Source organism: Xanthobacter sp. ZOL 2024 (assembly GCF_052932325.1).
Genome location: NZ_CM128808.1, coordinates 206,679 through 221,007, shown reverse-complemented (window position 1 = coordinate 221,007; position 14,329 = coordinate 206,679). Strand labels below are relative to the sequence as shown.

Genomic DNA, 14,329 nt, shown 5'->3' with positions numbered 1-14,329 from the left:
GTATTTATGGTGCAAATCGGCTATCTTCGAGCTGAAATGCGGCCTTTGGGTGGTGCTGCCCTATGCCGAACAGAAGTTCCGTGGCGCGGTGGGTGCCACGTTCGAGGATTCCGATCCGGCCGCGTTTCCCGCGCCCATCACCGCCCCCAAGGGCGCGCCCAACATCCTGGTGATCTTTTTGGACGACGTGGGCTTCGGGCACGCGTCGGTGCCGGAGGGCGAGCACACGGTGCGGATGGACTTCGCCTATGAAGGGGCCAGGCGGTGGGATCGGGGCGGGTGGAGAAGACCACGCCCTATAAATTCTCCCTGTCCGAGAACCAGGACATCGGCACCGATACCGGCACGCCGGTGACCTCGGATTATCGGGCGCCCTTCACCTTTGAGGGCAGGCTGGAAGAGGTGGTCGTCGATCTCAAGAAATAGGCCGTGCCGCCGGGCTGCGCAGGGGAGGGCGGACCCTCACCCCTCCAGCTTCGCGTGGGCGCCGGCTTCGCCGCGGACCCAGTAGCCGGCGGCCTTCAGCCAGGATTTGGGGTGGGCGCGCTCATCCAACATATAGGCCTTCAGGGTGCGGGCCACCTGCGCCTCGGCGGCGATCCAGACATAGCCTTCGCCCGCGGGCGCCTGCCAGCGGGCCAGGGCTTCGCGCAGCAGGGTGGCGTCGTCGGCGTCGCGGCCGGCGCGGAACACCCAGATGGCATCATGGCGGGCGGCGGTGGTGATGGCCTGCACGTCGGCTTCGCTTTCCACCACCACCACGCTGGTGACCGGAACGCCGGCCCGCAGGCCCTCGATGCGGCGGGCGATGGCGGGCAAAGCGGCCTCATCGCCCACCAGCAGGTAATAGTCGAAATCATCGGCAACGCTGCTGGAGCCCTTGGGGCCGCCGATGGCAAGCTGATCGCCCACCTGGGCGGCCTCGGCCCAGCGGGTGGCGGGGCCAGCCTCGTGCCGGGCGAAATCGATGGTGAGGCTCAGGCGTTCCGCATCGAACCGGCGCGGGGTGTAGTCCCGCATGCTCTCGCCGGAGGGCACCGCCGGGTTGGGCAGGAACAGCTTGATATGATCGTCGGGTGCCGGGCTCGCGAAATCGGCGAGATCAGGCGAGGTGAAGGTGATGCGCCGCATGTGGGGCGTGATGTCCTCGATCGCCGTCACCGTGAGCAGGCGCCGCTTGGGCTCCTGGCGCAGGCGGGTGGTCTGGTGACGGGGGGTGCTGTTGGTATCCATGGACGTGTCTTTCATCAGCGCGCACGCCGGCATTCGGGCCAAGGCCCGTGGGGTGCGCTGCAGGTTGGGGAGGATGGCTGGGGTGCGGAGTTCAGCTCCGCGCCACCTCAGCTCCGCTCGATGGTGACGGCGGCGGTGTCGAGGGCCTCGGCCACGGCCTGGGCCTCGGCATCGGAAAGCGGGCCGCGCTCCATGCGCAGGCGCAGGGCGAACTTGAGGTTCTCCATGGCCCGCACCACTGGGGCCGGGGCATCGCCGCGGCGCTCACGCACCTCACTCATGCGGACCAGCATCTGGTCCACCTGGGCCTGGTTGGCGGCGAGATAGGCCGTGCCCGGCGCCGTGATGGCGAACAGCCGGCGATTGCCTTCGCTGGCCTCGGCGTGGACATAGCCCTGCTCCTCCAGGAGGGTGAGGGCCGGATAGATGGTGCCAGGGCTCGGGCTATAGGCGCCGCCCATCCGCGCCTCGATGGATTTGATGAGTTCGTAGCCGTGGCGCGGCTTCTCGGAGATCATGAACAGCACCAGCAGGTGCAGGTCGCCATGGGCGAACAGCCGCCCCAGCCGGCCGCCGCGCCGCTCCATCGGGCGCTCTTGCGGGCGCTCCATTGGACGCCCGTCGAGGCGGTCGTGTCCATGGCGCGGGTCGGCGCCGCGGCCGCCATGCTTGCCGAACCCATCGCGCGAACCGGAACGAGACACGGACCCCCACCTCATGATGCGCGGCCTCCGGCCGCCTGGATGATGTCCTGAATATCCCGTTTCCGCACATTCACGAAGAGCCGTTCCGCCGGAGCCCCGCTGGATGCGGAAAAGCCGGGCACCGAGGAGGCGACCACCACCGGGCCTTCGTCGCACATTTTCAGGCAGCGGCAGGTGGTGACCTCCACCGCCTGGCCGCTGGCGGCCGCCGCGCGCTTCAGGTCATCCACCAGCGAGGGGCTGTCCTGCCGGGAGCGGCAGGCGCGGCCGGTGCACACCGAGAGCCGCACGGGCGCCTGTGTGCGCTGCGCTTCGGGCCGAGTGGACGGGCGCGGCGCGTCGGCGGTCCGCTGGTCGGCGAGGAGCGCGCGGGCCGCCTCGTAGAGGGCGAGGGCAGCGCTGGCCAGCTGCCGCGTGGCATCGGCCTCACGGCCGCCGCGCGTGCCGGCCTCGGCGCCATCGAAACCGGGCCGCTGGCCCCGTCGTCCGTGTCGGTGGCCGCGATCGCCGCCATGCGCGTCGCCGCGATCACCACCGTGGTCGCCCCCTCTGTACTGCCCTTCCGGGCGGCCCTGATGCCGGCCGCCGGCGAAGCGGGGATTGGTATCGTCGCGTCCGCCCTGGCGTCCTTCGCCTTCGGGCCGGCTGCGACCGCCGCGATGGGGGCCGTGGGAGTCACCCTGAAACCCGTGGCCGCGATCGCCGCGGCCCGCTCCGTGATGGCCACCATGGCCATGTCCTTTCGAAAAACTGCGCAAGTGCGCCTCCGTATCTATTTCGATGCGATTTAGATATATCGAAATAGACTCGAATTCAAGAGGGTGCGACAGGACTTTCTCAGGTCCCGTGCGGCGCCCCGCAAACCGTTGGGCCTGCTGATGGATGCCTTGATCCGCACCTTTGCCGAGCGGGGCGATCTCGCCCATGTGGCGCTGCTGCTGTGGGCGCTTGCGGCCTCGCTGGCCTGCTGGCGGATGCTGGGGGAGCTCGCCCGGGCGAGCGCGCGGTTCGACGCCTTCATTCGCGAGCTCGCCCGCTTCAACGCCCATTACGACGACAAGCCCTGAGCGCCGCCGCGCCTCCTGTGTCCGGCCGATGGGCGGCGTCTGCGTTTCCTGTCCCCACCTCTGGAGAAGTCTCATGCGTGCTCCCTTCCAGAAGGCGCCGGCGCCGCGCATTCGCGCGCTTGGCGGCGCCCCCTCGCGGGCCAAGGCGCCCCATCCGGCCGCCGCCGGCTCCACCGCCACCACCGTGTTCCGCGATTTCGTCGCCACCCTCGAGAAGCTCGACAAGGGCCGCAAGCGCCGCAAGCCATCGGGCAAGGAGGGCTGAGCGTGGCGCTGCCTTTCGCTTCTCCCCCCGCTGACGATGGCTTCGCCATTGCCGGCTATGCCTGCCTGTTCGGCATCGCCGATCTCGGCCGCGACATGGTGCTGGCCGGTGCTTTTGCGGAAAGCCTCGCCCGCACCGGCCCGGCCGGGGTGCGCATGCTCTACCAGCACGATCCCGCCGAACCCATCGGCGTGTGGACCGAGGTGGGGGAGGATGCGCGCGGCCTTTATGTGCGCGGCCGCCTCTCGCCCGCCGTCGCCCGCGCCCGCGAATGTGCGGCGCTGGTGCGCGAGGGGGCGCTCGATGGCCTCTCCATCGGCTTCAAGGCGGTGGAGGCCCGCACCGATCCGCGCACCCGGGTGCGCCGCCTGTCCCGCATCGATCTGTGGGAGGTCTCCATCGTCACCTTTCCCATGCAGCCGGGGGCCCGCATCGCCCCCGCCGAACGGCCATCAGACCCGCTGCTGGCCCTTGCCGGCGCCACCGCCCGGCTGCGCGCCGCTTTGGCCTGAACCGGTCCCCCTTTCGTCCAACCCTGAGGAATCTCCATGTCCCATGCTGTCAGCGCCCCCGAGACCAAGGTGGCTGCGCCCGAATTGAACACCCCCGAGGCCCGCATCGCCGTGGCCGATTTCCTCTCCGCCTTCGAGGCCTACAAGGCCGCCAACGACGCGCGCCTTGCCGATGTGGAGCAGCGCGGCACCGATGTGGTGGCCGCCGAGCAGCTGGCCCGCATCGATGCCGCCCTCGACGCCCACCAGGCGCGGCTCGATGCCCTGGCCACCAAGGCCGCTCGTCCCGCCCTCGGCGCGCCCGAGCGCACCGGTACCACCCGTGCCCATGGCGCCGCTTTCGACACCTATGTGCGCCATGGCGAGGCCGGCGGCCTCAAGGCGCTGGAGGCCAAGGCCCTGTCCGCCGGATCGGGGGTGGATGGCGGCTATCTGGTGCCCTCCGAGATCGAGAGCGAGATCGGCCGGCGCCTCACCGCCCTCTCCCCCATCCGGGCGCTGGCGGCGGTGCGCACCATCGGCGCCGGCACCTATCGCAAGCCGTTCATGACCTCCGGCCCGGTGGCCGGCTGGGCGGCGGAGACGGCGGCCCGCCCGCAGACCGACAGCCCGGTGCTGGCGGAGCTCACCTATCCGGCCATGGAGCTCTACGCCATGCCCGCCGCCACCCAGGCGCTGCTCGATGATGCGCAGGTGAATGTGGACGAGTGGATCGCCCAGGAGGTGGACACCGCCTTCGCCGAGCAGGAAGGCGCCGCCTTCGTCAATGGCGATGGCGTGGCCAAGCCCAAGGGCTTCCTCGCTTATACCAAGGTGGCCGAAAGCGCCTGGGCCTGGGACAAGGTGGGCTATGTGGCGAGCGGCGCGGCCGGCGCCTTTCCCGCCACCGATCCCGGTGATCCGCTGATCGAGCTGGTCTATGCGCTGAAGGGCGGCTACCGGCAGAACGCCAGCTTCGTCATGAACCGCCGCACCCAGTCGGCGGTGCGCAAATTGAAGGACGAGAACGGCAATTATCTGTGGGCGCCGCCCGCCGGGGCCGGCCAGCCGGCCAGCCTCATGGGCTTTCCGGTGGTGGAGAGCGAGGACATGCCGGACATCGCCGCCGATGCCTTCCCCCTCGCCTTCGGTGATTTCAGCCGCTTCTATCTGGTGGTGGACCGGGCCGGGGTGCGGGTGCTGCGCGACCCCTATTCGGCCAAGCCCTATGTGCTGTTCTACACCACCAAGCGCGTGGGCGGCGGCATCCTCGACTTCGACGCCGCCAAGCTCATGAAGTTCGCCGTCAGCTGAGCAGCCATGACGAAGGTCCGCCCCGTGCGCGGGGCGGGCCTTTCAGTTGGGCAGCACGATGCAGGGCGCGCCCGCCCTGCGCAGGCGGGTGCACAAGGCGGTGGCGTCGGCCCGGGTCTGCGCCGGCAGGCGCACCCGGTAGAAGGGCCGCGCCCCGCGCCCCGCCATGCGGGTGGCGATGATGACCGGGGTGCGATCCTCGAACGCCGCCGCATGCTTTTCCGCCGCCCGGCGGAACGAGGCGAGCGCCAGATCGCGGGAGAAATTGCCGGAGATCTGAACCCCCCAGGGGGCGAACAGGGCATTGGGCTCCGCTCCCGGCGCCGGTGCGCCACCGCGCAGGGCGGCGAGGGTGACGAGGCACGGCTCGGCGGGAAACTCCGGCGCCGGCGCGCTTTGGCGCTTGAGGGCGGCCCAGTCCTCCGCCGTGCGGCCGGTGATGAGGCGCACATAGGTGCGGGTTTCCTGCGGCAGGCGACCGCCGGCGAGAAAGGCGCTGACCCGGCTCGGCCCCGCATTATAGGCGGCGGCCGCCAGGCCCAGGTTGCCGAAGCGGCGCGCCAGATCCGCCAGCAGGGCGGCGGAGGCTGGAATGGCCGCCTCAGGATCGAACGGATCGTCCAGCCCCCGCTCGCGGGCGGTGCCGGGCATGAACTGCGCAATGCCCTGGGCGCCGGCGCGGCTCACCACATGGGGGCGGAACGAACTCTCCCGCCAGATGAGGCGGGTGAAGACCGTCGCCGGCAGGCCCTCCTTCGCCGCCGCGCCATCGATGAGCCGGCATAAGGCGGCATCGACGGTTTCACCTGCGGAAGCCGGGGCCTCGGCGGGCGCAGGTTCGGCCCGCAGGCCGCCCGGGCCAGTCAGTAAAAGGACGCACAGGAGAAGGGCGCGGCTTCCGATCCGAACGGGGAGGCCGGCCCGGATCATGGCTAGCGGCCGAGCGGGCTGCCGAGGGCGGCGGCCGTGTCGGTGATCCAATCCCGGTGCAGCGACACCAGGGTGACGCCGGTGACGCCGCCGCAGCCGCGGGCCCCGCCCGCCGCCGTGGCCCAGCCGATGACGCCGGCCACCGCGCCATCCTGGAACGCCGGGCCGCCGGAATCCCCGGTGCAGGCGCCTGCCGCGCCCTGGCTGGGAGCGAGGCGCACCATGATGCCGCCGGTGGTGCCGATGGAGGGCAACTGCACCGATCGCAGGGTGCCGGCGCCTTTGCCCTCACCCTTGCTATCGGAGGTGACGCCGAAGCCCGCCAGAGTGAAGAGCGTGCCCTTGGCCGGTAGGCCCTGCGCGGCGGTGAGCCGGGCCGGCGCAAAGCGGCCGGGCAGCGGCTCCGCCAGCTTCACCAGCGCCAGATCGGGGGTGGGCCGGCGGGTGCGGAACTGGTCGCCATCGAAGCGCGGATGCACGGCGATGCGGGCGGCGGGCACCAGCTTGGGCGGCCCGTCATCCACCAGCGCCACCGCATAGTCGCCGGCGGGTGCCACGCAATGGGCGGCGGTGAGCAGAAGGTCCGGCGCCAGCACCGTGCCGGTACAGGTGGCGCCGCGGGTGGAAACGATCATCACCGTCTGTCGCGCCAGCGCGGCGCCGGCGGGCGTTCCGCCCACCAGAGCGCGGGCGGGCAGGGGGCCGAACAGCAGAGCTGCGGCCATCAGGGCGGCGGAGGCGAAACGGGCGCGGATCATGCGCCGGTTCTGCCGCCGCCGCGCGGGGCCGTCAATGGCGCGTCGCGCGCCGCATCGTCTTCAACCGCGCCGAAAACGGAGCCACCCATGGCAGAACTCCTCAGCGGCCCCGCCGCCGAGCCGCTCACCCGCGCCGAGGCAAAGGCCTTCCTGCGCATCGATCACGAGGCCGAGGATGTGCTGGTGGATGCCCTCATCACCGCCGCCCGGCGCACGGTGGAGGCCGAGACCGGCCGCGTGCTGCTGGAGCAGACCTGGCGCTTCAGCCGCGATGCCTGGCCCTTAAGCCGGGTCATCGCCACGCCGGTGGCGCCGGTGCGGGCCATCCTCTCCGCCACCGTCACTTTGGCCGATGGCTCCACCGTCGCCGTGCCCGAGGGCGGCCTCGCCCTGAAGGCGGACCGGGCGCCGGCGCTGATCCATGTGGACCCCGCCCGCGTGCCCCTGCCGGGGCCGACGGTGGGCGGCATCGTCATCACCGTCACCGCCGGCTACGGCACCGGCGCCGATGATGTGCCGGCGGATCTGCTGCAGGCGCTGCGGCTGGTGCTGGCCCATTTCTACGAGCATCGCGACGGCCTGGGGGAAACGCAGAAGCTGCCGTCCACCCTCGGCGCGCTGCTTGCGCCCTATCGCCTGGTGCGGTTGTGAGCGCGGTCGGCGCCCTGCGCCACCGGCTGGCGCACCAGACCTTCGTGGACCTGCCCGACGGGGCCGGCGGGGTGGAACGCAGCTTCCTCACCGTGGACCAGTTGTGGGGGGCCATCGAAACCAGTTCCACCGAGTTCGGCCTCGGCGAGGAACGGCCGCGCGCCGCTGCGGTGGTGCACATCACCGTGCGCGCGCCCAACACCCTCGCCCCGGGAGACCGGATGGTCCTGGGCGCCCGCGTGTTCCATGTGGAGGCGGTCACCGATGTGGAGGGGCGCGGCCGTTTCTCACGCTGCCGGTGCCGGGAGGAGCAGACATGACGGGAGCAACAATGAAGGCGCGCGTCACCACCCGCGGCCTCGACGGTCTCGGCGCCCGGCTGGCCGCCCGTGCGCTGCCCGTGGCCACTGAGGCCGCCGCCGCCCGTGCCGCCCGCCGGCTGGCCGGGCTGGTGGCGGCCGAAACCGGCCAGGCTCCGGAGATCGCGGGCGATGCGGCCCGCCCTCTGGTGCGGGTGCGCGATGCCGCCGTCCTCACCCGGGTGCGCGGCTCCGCCCAGCAGGAGGGGGAGCCCTTGCTCGATCGCGCCCGCCTCGCGTTCGCGCGAAAGGAGACGGCGGAGGCCGTGCCGGACGGGGAGGAACGGCCATGAGCGTGCCGCTGACGAGCCCCGCTTTGGCCCTGCGCAAGGCCATTCACGGGGCATTGGCGGCCGATGGGCCGCTGCTGGCGCTGCTGGGCGGCGCCCGCATCTTCGACGTGCCGCCCAAGGATGCCGCCTTTCCCTTCGTCGCGCTGGGCGAGGCGGTGGTGAGCGACTGGTCCACCGCCACCGAGGCGGGGGCCGAGCATGCTTTGACCCTGCATGCCTTCTCCCGCAGCGGCGGGCGGGCGGAAGCCTATGCGCTGGCCGCCGCCGTGCAGGCGGCACTGCACGATGTGCCGCTGGCGCTCGCCGGCCATCGCCTCGCCAATCTGCGCGCCACCACCGCCGAGGTGGTGCGCGACAAGGATGGGCGCACCTTTCACGCTCTGGTGCGGTTCCGCGCCGTCACCGAGCCCCTGTGATCCGTTTTAAGTGGAGGTTCCATGAGCGCGCAGAAGGGCAAGGACCTGTTGCTGAAGGTGCATGACGGCACCTCTTTCGTCACCGTGGCCGGGCTGCGCTCGCGCACCCTCGCCTTCAACGCGCAGAGCGTGGACGTGACCCACGCCGAATCCGCCGGCCGTTGGCGCGAGCTGCTGGAGGGGGCGGGGGTGAAGCGGGCCAGCGTCTCCGGTTCCGGCGTGTTCAAGGACGCTGCGTCTGATGCCCTGGTGCGGCAGGCCTTCTTCGAGGGCACGCTGCCCCAGTGCCAGGTGCTGGTGCCCGATTTCGGCACCGTCACCGGGCCGTTCCAGATCACCGCCTTGGAGATCGCCGCCGAGCACGATGGAGAGGTGACCTTCGACCTCACCCTGGAGAGCGCCGGCGCCATCGCCTTCGCCGCACTGTGAGGGAGGGGGCCATGGCGAATTCCCGTCGCGGCGAGATCGAAGCGGTGCTCGATGGCCGCCCGCGCGTGCTGGTGCTCACCTTGGGCGCCCTGGCGGAGCTGGAGGCGGCGTTCGGCGCCGAAGACCTCATGGCGCTCGCCGGCCGCTTCGAGCAGGGCCGGCTGTCCGCCGCTGATGCGGTGCGCATCCTCCATGCCGGCCTGCGTGGCGCCGGCGAGGAGGTGAGCCTGGAGGAGGTGGCGCGCATGCGGGCCGATGGCGGCGCCGCCGGCTTTGTTCGTGCCGTTGCCGCGCTGCTCGCCGCCACCTTCGGCGCGGAGGAGGGGGCCTCCCCTCCGCTGCCGCAGCGGGCGTGAGGGGCGAGATGTCCGCGCCGCGCGCCTTTCCCTGGGCGCAGGTGATGGGCATCGGCTTCGGCCTGCTGCGGCTCTCCCCCGACGCCTTCTGGCGCCTCACCCCGCGCGAACTGGCCAGCGCCATCGCCATGCTGGCGCCGCCCCGCCCGCCGGCGCTGGGGCGGGGCGATCTTCAGGCGCTGATGACGCGCTTTCCCGACCGGGCCGGCTGAGGCCGGCGATCCCCTCAAATACGGAGCACCCTCATGACTGAGAGCGTGGATATCGCGGTGGACGTGGACACCCGCGACGCCAAGGCGGCTTTGTCCGACATGGAGGTGTCGGCCAAGGGCCTCGCCCGGGCTCTCAGCTCCGCCTTCACCGGCCTCGTGGTGCAGGGCAAGGACCTGGGCTCGGTGCTGGAGCAATTGGGCGTGCGCCTCTCCAACCTCGCGTTGACCGCCGCCCTGAAGCCGCTGGAGAGCGGGCTCAGCAGCCTGTTCTCCTCCGCCGTCGGCGGGTTCGCCTTTGCCAAGGGCGGCGTGATCGATGGGGGAGGGGTGCGCCCGTTCGCGGCCGGCGGCGTGCTGGCGCCGACGCCGGAGGGGCCCCGGGTGCGCCCCTTTGCCCGCGGTGGCGTGGTGGCGGCGCCCACCTATTTTCCCCTCGGCGGTGGGCAGAGCCGTGTCGGGCTGATGGGGGAGGCGGGCGCCGAGGCCATTTTGCCCCTCAGCCGCGGGGCTGACGGCAGCCTGGGGGTGCGGGCGGCGGAGGGCGCTGGCCGCGCCCAGGTCACCGTCAACGTGGCGACGCCCGACCTCGGTGCGTTCCGCCGCTCCGATGCCTATGTTTCGGGGATGGTGGCGCGCGCGGTCGCGCGGGCCCAGCGCGGGGCGTGAGCTCCCGGGGGCATCAGCGCGCCCGTTTCCAGGGGTCGGTGCTGGCGCTATCCGTGCTGCCGGCATCCATATCGGTGACCGTGTTGCCGAACGACCAGGTGTTGGAGATGCCCCGGGCGCCATAGGCATCCACTGTCGCCGCCGCATGGGTGCGGATGCAGGTGTTGGAATCCGGCACCCGCACGAAGCCTGGGCCCAGTTCCGGGCAATTGGTCGAGCGGGCGGGGCTCTTGGCGTTCTGCGCCGCAGCGGGCGAGATGCCGGCCAGCGCCAGCAGGCCCATCAGCACGGTGGCGACGACAAGCTGCCGTTGCGGGACCGGGTCCGGGCCCTTGGGGCCGCAGAGGGAGCCACCAGCGGATGCGACGGAGCCGGGGGCGGCAGGCATGTTGTCCATGCCGCGATCCTGCGTCCCACTGATATGCGGTGCGCCTGCGTGCAACATCCTCATAGCAACGCCCTTCGCTCGCATCAGGGGGGGCGACGCGGCCGGTCCATGCGCGGCCGATCGCCATGACCGATCACCTGACCGAGAATGGGTTATGGCACAGGAGGTCCGGCCCGCCAATTGGTCTCCCGGCGCGATCCGCTGGTGGCTCCTTCTGCGGCCCCAAGGGCCCGGCGCCGGCATGGCCCCCGCACCGAGGGGGCCGCGACGGTAGGGCCGGGGCGTGCGTCCGGACGGGCGAGCGCTCTGTCGGGCGATCGCGGGAGGGGTGCGTGGCAGGTCGGACGAGCCCAGATCGGATGAGCGCCAGGATTGGCGCGCATCACGACGGACATGTGGCTCATGCCTGGGCCAGCTGAACGTTTAAGCGTGCCATGACCGCACCGACCATCGACCCGTGCCGTGATACGGATGCGGTATCGTTGTCCGAGCCTCAGTCTCTCCAGCCTTGAGCGGGGCCGCACGGAAAGCGCGAGCAACCCACCCCGCTGGACCATGCGAGGTGGCGGCCAATGCACGTCGACGCAAACACGCCGTGCGGCACCCGGAGCAGGCCCCTGTTACCGGCCCGCATGCAGCCCCGAAGCCCCGGCGGTGCCGGCACTTCGGGGCAGCACAAGCGGGGTCAGGCCTTGGCAGCCGCCTTCGCGGGCTTGGCCGCCTTGGCCTTCGCCGGCGCAGACTTGGTCGCCGCAGGTTTGGCCGCAGCGGTCTTGGCCGCAACGGTCTTGGCCGCCGCGGGCTTCGCTGCAGCCGGTTTGGCTGCAGCAGCCTTCACCGTAGCGGGCTTGGCCTCTGGCGGCTTCGAAGCGGCAGTCTTGGGAGCCGCAGTTTTGGGAGCCGCAGCTTTGGCGTTGGCGGCCTTGGCTGCCGGCTTGCTGGCCTTCGCTGCGGGCGCCTTGGTCGTGGGCGCTTTGGTCGTGGGTGCAGCCTCGGTCGCGGCCTTCGGCGGGGTCGTCTTGGGCGCCGCAGCTTTGGTGGCGGCGGGCTTGGCGCCCGCTTTGGCCGCAACCTTGGTCTTCGCGGCGCCGGCCTTGCCGGTCCCGGAGGCTTTCTTGGGTTCCGGCACGGGGCTCGCCGCCGGCGCACTGGCCGGTGCCTTGGCGACGATCTTGGCCGAGGCAGCCTTGGGCGCCGCGGTCTTCGCCGCTGCCGCCTTCAGCGCCATCGTGGCGGGCTTCTGGGCCGTAGGCTTCGACGTCGCAGACTTGGGCGCGCCGCTCTTGGCGGGTTTCGTGGAGGCAGCCTTGGCGGAAGAAGGCTTGGCGGAAGACGCCTTGGCCGGCGCCTTGGGGGGCTCCACCTTCGGTTCCGTTACCTTGGGCGCGGCAGCCTTGGGCGCGGCGGGCTTGGATGCGGCGGGCTTCGCGGCCTTGGTCGCGGGCGCCTTTGTCTTGGATGCGGTGGTCTTCGGTGCGGTGGTCTTCGGTGCCGTGGTTTTGGCGGCGGCCGGGGCGTCAGTCGCCGGGGCGGGCGCGGGGGTCTCGGCGGCCTTGGCGACGGGTGCGGCCTTCACCGCAGCCGCCTTTTTCGCGGCGGATTTCTCCGCGGCGGCCGCAGGCTTCTTGGCGGGCTTCGTGGCCATGCAAATGCTCCATCCTCAGCGAGGCCCCGAAAGTCAAGGCGCCGCCCTCAACTATGTCAAGGCGGTTTCTATTGCTGAGGCAGAAGAATTGGGTGTGAGGGCAATAAATGAGCGGCTTCCATGAAATTCTGTTTCCGCTGGAGGTGGCATTGGGCGCTTCCGGGGGGCCTGAACGGGTCACCGAGGTGGTCACCACCGCCACCGGACGCGAGGAACGCAACACGCGGCTCGCTGATTCGCGGCGGCGCTGGGACGCGGGCTATGGGGTGAAAAGCCTCGCCGCCCTCGCCGAGATCCTCGACTTTTTCGAGGAGCGGCGTGGCCGCCTTTACGGCTTCCGCTGGCGCGACCGGCTGGACCATGCGTCCTGCCCCCCGGGAGCGGTGCCAAGCCCTCTCGACCAGCGCCTCGCCGCCGGCGATGGCAGCACCGCCACCTTCCCCCTGCTGAAGACTTATGGCGGCCTGCACGCGCCCTATGCGCGGCCCATCGCCAAGCCTGTCGTGGGCTCGGTCTCGGTGGCCGTCGACGGGGTCGAGCGTCTTGAGGGAACGCATTTTTCCCTCGACGCCACAAGCGGTCGGATCACCTTCGCGGAAGGGCATCTGCCGTCCGCCGGCGCGGTGGTGACGGCGGGCTTCCTGTTCGATGTGCCGGTGCGGTTCGATACCGATTTTCTCGAGGTGAATCTCTCGGCCTTCGCGGCCGGTGACATTCCCCGCATTCCCATCATCGAGATCCGCTCCTGATTGTTCGTGAGGAGGCGTCATGCGCACTGTTCCCACGGCCCTCGCCAGCCATCTGGCGGGCGGCGCCACCACCCTGTGCTCGGCCTGGCGGCTCACCCGCCGCGATGGGCTGGTGCTGGGCTTCACCGACCATGATCACGACCTTGATCTGGAGGGGCTGACGCTGAAGGCGGCGTCCGGCATCGCCGCGTCCGAGCATGCCAGCGCCGAGGGCCTCGCCGTCACTGGCGCCGAGCTGTCCGGCGCCTTGAGCGCCGAGGCCCTGAGCGCCGACGATCTCGCCGCCGGCCTCTATGACGGCGCCGCCATCGAGCTCTTGCGGGTGAACTGGGCCGATCCCGCCCAGCATCTGCTGCTCACCCGCGGCACCATCGGCGAGGTGCGGTGTGAGGACGGCAGCTTCACCGCCGAGATCCGCTCCCAGACCGATGCCCTGAACCAGACCCGCGGCCGGCTCTATGGGGTGCGCTGCGATGCCGATCTCGGCGACGCCCGTTGCGGGGTGGATCTTGCGGCAGCGGCCTATGCGGCGAGCGGCGTGGTGGTCGCCATCGACAGCGCCCTGCGGCTGCGCCTCGAAGGCCTTTCCGACTACGCCGCCGAGACCTTCGCCCGTGGCACCGCGCGCTTCACCAGCGGCGCCAATGCCGGCTTCTCCACCGAGGTGAAGAGCCACACGCTTGAGGATGGCGTGGCTGCGATACGGCTGTGGCAGCGGCCGCCGTTCTCGGTGGCGGTGGGCGACGAGGTGGCGCTGACCGCCGGCTGCGACAAGCACTTCTCCACCTGCCGCGACCGCTTCTCCAATCACCTCAACTTCCAGGGCTTTCCCCACATGCCGGGCAATGATTTCGTGCTCACCGTGGCGGTGCCCGGCGAGGGCGGATACGACGGGAGCCTGCTGGAATGAGCACCCCCGTTACCGCGGCCCAAGTGGTCACCGCGACCCAAGTGGTCACCGCGGCGCAGGTGGTCACTGCGGCCCGCGGCTGGATCGGCACGCCCTATCGCCACCGCGCCTCGGTGAAAGGCGTGGGGGCCGATTGCCTCGGCCTCGTGCGCGGAGTGTGGCGGGAGCTGCTGGGGCCCGAGCCGGAGCCGCTGCCGCCCTATGCGCCGGACTGGGCCGAGGCCCACCGCCGCGAGACCCTGGCGGAGACCGCCGGGCGGCACCTTCAGCCGGTGTCCCTCTCAGCCATCGAGACCGGCGACGTGGTGCTGTTCCGTTTCCGTGTCCACCTGCCGGCCAAGCATGCGGCCATCCTCTCCGGTTCCGGCCGGATGATCCATGCCTATGACGGCACGGCGGTGTGTGAGAGCGAGCTGTGCGCCTGGTGGCGCCGGCATCTCGCCTTCGCCTTTCGTTTTCCGGGCGTCGCCGACATCTGAGCCGCCCCATCTCA

General features: G+C 71.2%; 24 protein-coding genes. 17 read left to right on the top strand and 7 right to left on the bottom strand.

Going from position 1 to position 14,329, the window contains the following annotated elements; translation table 11 throughout:
• The first annotated feature begins 279 nt into the window (after positions 1–279).
• The gene (locus ACU4E7_RS01005) at positions 280–426 is read left to right on the top strand and encodes a hypothetical protein (protein ID WP_447020309.1); all 147 of its coding nucleotides are present in this window, start codon (positions 280–282) and stop codon (positions 424–426) included.
• Between the two features lie 36 nt (positions 427–462).
• Here the strand turns inward: ACU4E7_RS01005 and ACU4E7_RS01000 are convergent, their stop codons facing one another.
• From ACU4E7_RS01000 to ACU4E7_RS00990, 3 genes are all read right to left on the bottom strand, one after another.
• Positions 463–1,233, bottom strand: coding sequence for a siderophore-interacting protein (locus ACU4E7_RS01000; protein WP_447020308.1), 771 nt, complete (start codon positions 1,231–1,233; stop codon positions 463–465).
• 107 nt (positions 1,234–1,340) lie between these two features.
• Positions 1,341–1,820 carry a PadR family transcriptional regulator gene (locus ACU4E7_RS00995; RefSeq protein ID WP_447020307.1) on the bottom strand — a complete coding sequence of 160 codons (480 nt, stop codon included), beginning with the start codon at positions 1,818–1,820 and terminating at the stop codon, positions 1,341–1,343.
• Positions 1,821–1,948: 128 nt separating this feature from the next.
• On the bottom strand, positions 1,949–2,227 hold the full coding sequence (locus ACU4E7_RS00990; RefSeq protein ID WP_447020306.1) for a (2Fe-2S) ferredoxin domain-containing protein: 279 nt from the start codon (positions 2,225–2,227) through the stop codon (positions 1,949–1,951).
• Between the two features lie 198 nt (positions 2,228–2,425).
• Between ACU4E7_RS00990 and ACU4E7_RS00985 the strand changes: the two genes are divergently transcribed.
• From ACU4E7_RS00985 to ACU4E7_RS00965, 5 genes are all read left to right on the top strand, one after another.
• Positions 2,426–2,728 carry a hypothetical protein gene (locus tag ACU4E7_RS00985; RefSeq protein WP_447020305.1) on the top strand — a complete coding sequence of 101 codons (303 nt, stop codon included), beginning with the start codon at positions 2,426–2,428 and terminating at the stop codon, positions 2,726–2,728.
• 87 nt (positions 2,729–2,815) lie between these two features.
• The gene (locus ACU4E7_RS00980) at positions 2,816–3,004 is read left to right on the top strand and encodes a hypothetical protein (protein ID WP_238120793.1); all 189 of its coding nucleotides are present in this window, start codon (positions 2,816–2,818) and stop codon (positions 3,002–3,004) included.
• Positions 3,005–3,077: 73 nt separating this feature from the next.
• The gene (locus ACU4E7_RS00975; RefSeq protein ID WP_447020304.1) at positions 3,078–3,269 is read left to right on the top strand and encodes a hypothetical protein; all 192 of its coding nucleotides are present in this window, start codon (positions 3,078–3,080) and stop codon (positions 3,267–3,269) included.
• 2 nt (positions 3,270–3,271) lie between these two features.
• Positions 3,272–3,781, top strand: a complete 510-nt coding sequence (locus ACU4E7_RS00970; RefSeq protein WP_447020303.1) for an HK97 family phage prohead protease — start codon at positions 3,272–3,274, stop codon at positions 3,779–3,781.
• Positions 3,782–3,817: 36 nt separating this feature from the next.
• Complete coding sequence (locus ACU4E7_RS00965; RefSeq protein WP_447020302.1) at positions 3,818–5,074, top strand: phage major capsid protein; 1,257 nt, start codon at positions 3,818–3,820, stop codon at positions 5,072–5,074.
• A 42-nt stretch (positions 5,075–5,116) separates the two neighbouring features.
• Here the strand turns inward: ACU4E7_RS00965 and ACU4E7_RS00960 are convergent, their stop codons facing one another.
• Together ACU4E7_RS00960 and ACU4E7_RS00955 are read right to left on the bottom strand one after the other, a co-directional pair.
• On the bottom strand, positions 5,117–6,004 hold the full coding sequence (locus ACU4E7_RS00960; RefSeq protein WP_447020301.1) for a transglycosylase SLT domain-containing protein: 888 nt from the start codon (positions 6,002–6,004) through the stop codon (positions 5,117–5,119).
• Positions 6,005–6,006: 2 nt separating this feature from the next.
• The gene (locus ACU4E7_RS00955; RefSeq protein ID WP_447020300.1) at positions 6,007–6,762 is read right to left on the bottom strand and encodes a S1 family peptidase; all 756 of its coding nucleotides are present in this window, start codon (positions 6,760–6,762) and stop codon (positions 6,007–6,009) included.
• Positions 6,763–6,849: 87 nt separating this feature from the next.
• Between ACU4E7_RS00955 and ACU4E7_RS00950 the strand changes: the two genes are divergently transcribed.
• From ACU4E7_RS00950 to ACU4E7_RS00915, 8 genes are read left to right on the top strand one after another with little or no spacing between them, the layout of a single operon-like run.
• Positions 6,850–7,413 (top strand): head-tail connector protein, encoded by a 564-nt coding sequence (locus ACU4E7_RS00950; RefSeq protein WP_447020299.1) that lies wholly within the window; start codon positions 6,850–6,852, stop codon positions 7,411–7,413.
• Positions 7,410–7,733 carry a head-tail adaptor protein gene (locus tag ACU4E7_RS00945; RefSeq protein WP_447020298.1) on the top strand — a complete coding sequence of 108 codons (324 nt, stop codon included), beginning with the start codon at positions 7,410–7,412 and terminating at the stop codon, positions 7,731–7,733. The genes ACU4E7_RS00950 and ACU4E7_RS00945 overlap by 4 nt, the downstream gene beginning before the upstream one ends.
• The gene (locus ACU4E7_RS00940) at positions 7,730–8,065 is read left to right on the top strand and encodes a hypothetical protein (protein WP_238120801.1); all 336 of its coding nucleotides are present in this window, start codon (positions 7,730–7,732) and stop codon (positions 8,063–8,065) included. Before ACU4E7_RS00945 ends, ACU4E7_RS00940 begins: the two co-directional genes overlap by 4 nt.
• Positions 8,062–8,481, top strand: coding sequence for a DUF3168 domain-containing protein (locus tag ACU4E7_RS00935; protein WP_447020297.1), 420 nt, complete (start codon positions 8,062–8,064; stop codon positions 8,479–8,481). The genes ACU4E7_RS00940 and ACU4E7_RS00935 overlap by 4 nt, the downstream gene beginning before the upstream one ends.
• Positions 8,482–8,502: 21 nt before the next feature.
• Positions 8,503–8,910 carry a phage major tail protein, TP901-1 family gene (locus ACU4E7_RS00930; RefSeq protein WP_238120803.1) on the top strand — a complete coding sequence of 136 codons (408 nt, stop codon included), beginning with the start codon at positions 8,503–8,505 and terminating at the stop codon, positions 8,908–8,910.
• A gap of 11 nt (positions 8,911–8,921) precedes the next feature.
• Positions 8,922–9,266 (top strand): gene transfer agent family protein, encoded by a 345-nt coding sequence (locus tag ACU4E7_RS00925; RefSeq protein WP_447020296.1) that lies wholly within the window; start codon positions 8,922–8,924, stop codon positions 9,264–9,266.
• 8 nt (positions 9,267–9,274) lie between these two features.
• A complete protein-coding gene (locus tag ACU4E7_RS00920) occupies positions 9,275–9,478 on the top strand; it encodes a rcc01693 family protein (RefSeq protein ID WP_238120805.1) in 204 nt (67 codons plus the stop codon).
• Between the two features lie 33 nt (positions 9,479–9,511).
• Complete coding sequence (locus ACU4E7_RS00915; protein ID WP_447020295.1) at positions 9,512–10,144, top strand: phage tail tape measure protein; 633 nt, start codon at positions 9,512–9,514, stop codon at positions 10,142–10,144.
• A 13-nt stretch (positions 10,145–10,157) separates the two neighbouring features.
• Here the strand turns inward: ACU4E7_RS00915 and ACU4E7_RS00910 are convergent, their stop codons facing one another.
• Both ACU4E7_RS00910 and ACU4E7_RS00905 read right to left on the bottom strand, forming a co-directional pair.
• Positions 10,158–10,541, bottom strand: a complete 384-nt coding sequence (locus ACU4E7_RS00910) for a hypothetical protein (RefSeq protein WP_447020294.1) — start codon at positions 10,539–10,541, stop codon at positions 10,158–10,160.
• 676 nt (positions 10,542–11,217) lie between these two features.
• Entirely contained in the window at positions 11,218–12,177 is a 960-nt protein-coding gene (locus tag ACU4E7_RS00905; protein ID WP_447020293.1) for a hypothetical protein, read from the bottom strand.
• Positions 12,178–12,284: 107 nt separating this feature from the next.
• Here ACU4E7_RS00905 and ACU4E7_RS00900 point away from each other — a divergent pair, with 107 nt between their 5' ends.
• The 3 genes from ACU4E7_RS00900 to ACU4E7_RS00890 are packed head-to-tail and all read left to right on the top strand — an operon-like array spanning position 12,285 to position 14,315.
• On the top strand, positions 12,285–12,926 hold the full coding sequence (locus ACU4E7_RS00900) for a DUF2460 domain-containing protein (RefSeq protein WP_238120809.1): 642 nt from the start codon (positions 12,285–12,287) through the stop codon (positions 12,924–12,926).
• Positions 12,927–12,945: 19 nt separating this feature from the next.
• Entirely contained in the window at positions 12,946–13,836 is an 891-nt protein-coding gene (locus tag ACU4E7_RS00895) for a DUF2163 domain-containing protein (RefSeq protein WP_447020292.1), read from the top strand.
• A complete protein-coding gene (locus ACU4E7_RS00890) occupies positions 13,833–14,315 on the top strand; it encodes an NlpC/P60 family protein (RefSeq protein ID WP_238120811.1) in 483 nt (160 codons plus the stop codon). Before ACU4E7_RS00895 ends, ACU4E7_RS00890 begins: the two co-directional genes overlap by 4 nt.
• Positions 14,316–14,329 lie beyond the last annotated feature (14 nt).

What these genes read in the sequence shown, in the direction of transcription:
- ACU4E7_RS00940 (WP_238120801.1), top strand. Translation starts at nt 7,730, where the DNA reads ATGACGGGAGCAACAATGAAGGCGCGCGTCACCACCCGCGGCCTCGAC.
- ACU4E7_RS00900 (WP_238120809.1), top strand. Translation starts at nt 12,285, where the DNA reads ATGAGCGGCTTCCATGAAATTCTGTTTCCGCTGGAGGTGGCATTGGGC.
- ACU4E7_RS01000 (WP_447020308.1), bottom strand. Translation starts at nt 1,233, where the DNA reads ATGGATACCAACAGCACCCCCCGTCACCAGACCACCCGCCTGCGCCAG.
- ACU4E7_RS00905 (WP_447020293.1), bottom strand. Translation starts at nt 12,177, where the DNA reads ATGGCCACGAAGCCCGCCAAGAAGCCTGCGGCCGCCGCGGAGAAATCC.
- ACU4E7_RS00915 (WP_447020295.1), top strand. Translation starts at nt 9,512, where the DNA reads ATGACTGAGAGCGTGGATATCGCGGTGGACGTGGACACCCGCGACGCC.
- ACU4E7_RS00910 (WP_447020294.1), bottom strand. Translation starts at nt 10,541, where the DNA reads ATGGACAACATGCCTGCCGCCCCCGGCTCCGTCGCATCCGCTGGTGGC.
- ACU4E7_RS00895 (WP_447020292.1), top strand. Translation starts at nt 12,946, where the DNA reads ATGCGCACTGTTCCCACGGCCCTCGCCAGCCATCTGGCGGGCGGCGCC.
- ACU4E7_RS00930 (WP_238120803.1), top strand. Translation starts at nt 8,503, where the DNA reads ATGAGCGCGCAGAAGGGCAAGGACCTGTTGCTGAAGGTGCATGACGGC.
- ACU4E7_RS00995 (WP_447020307.1), bottom strand. Translation starts at nt 1,820, where the DNA reads ATGGAGCGGCGCGGCGGCCGGCTGGGGCGGCTGTTCGCCCATGGCGAC.
- ACU4E7_RS00955 (WP_447020300.1), bottom strand. Translation starts at nt 6,762, where the DNA reads ATGATCCGCGCCCGTTTCGCCTCCGCCGCCCTGATGGCCGCAGCTCTG.
- ACU4E7_RS00960 (WP_447020301.1), bottom strand. Translation starts at nt 6,004, where the DNA reads ATGATCCGGGCCGGCCTCCCCGTTCGGATCGGAAGCCGCGCCCTTCTC.
- ACU4E7_RS00980 (WP_238120793.1), top strand. Translation starts at nt 2,816, where the DNA reads ATGGATGCCTTGATCCGCACCTTTGCCGAGCGGGGCGATCTCGCCCAT.
- ACU4E7_RS00975 (WP_447020304.1), top strand. Translation starts at nt 3,078, where the DNA reads ATGCGTGCTCCCTTCCAGAAGGCGCCGGCGCCGCGCATTCGCGCGCTT.
- ACU4E7_RS00920 (WP_238120805.1), top strand. Translation starts at nt 9,275, where the DNA reads ATGTCCGCGCCGCGCGCCTTTCCCTGGGCGCAGGTGATGGGCATCGGC.
- ACU4E7_RS00935 (WP_447020297.1), top strand. Translation starts at nt 8,062, where the DNA reads ATGAGCGTGCCGCTGACGAGCCCCGCTTTGGCCCTGCGCAAGGCCATT.
- ACU4E7_RS00950 (WP_447020299.1), top strand. Translation starts at nt 6,850, where the DNA reads ATGGCAGAACTCCTCAGCGGCCCCGCCGCCGAGCCGCTCACCCGCGCC.
- ACU4E7_RS00925 (WP_447020296.1), top strand. Translation starts at nt 8,922, where the DNA reads ATGGCGAATTCCCGTCGCGGCGAGATCGAAGCGGTGCTCGATGGCCGC.
- ACU4E7_RS00965 (WP_447020302.1), top strand. Translation starts at nt 3,818, where the DNA reads ATGTCCCATGCTGTCAGCGCCCCCGAGACCAAGGTGGCTGCGCCCGAA.
- ACU4E7_RS00890 (WP_238120811.1), top strand. Translation starts at nt 13,833, where the DNA reads ATGAGCACCCCCGTTACCGCGGCCCAAGTGGTCACCGCGACCCAAGTG.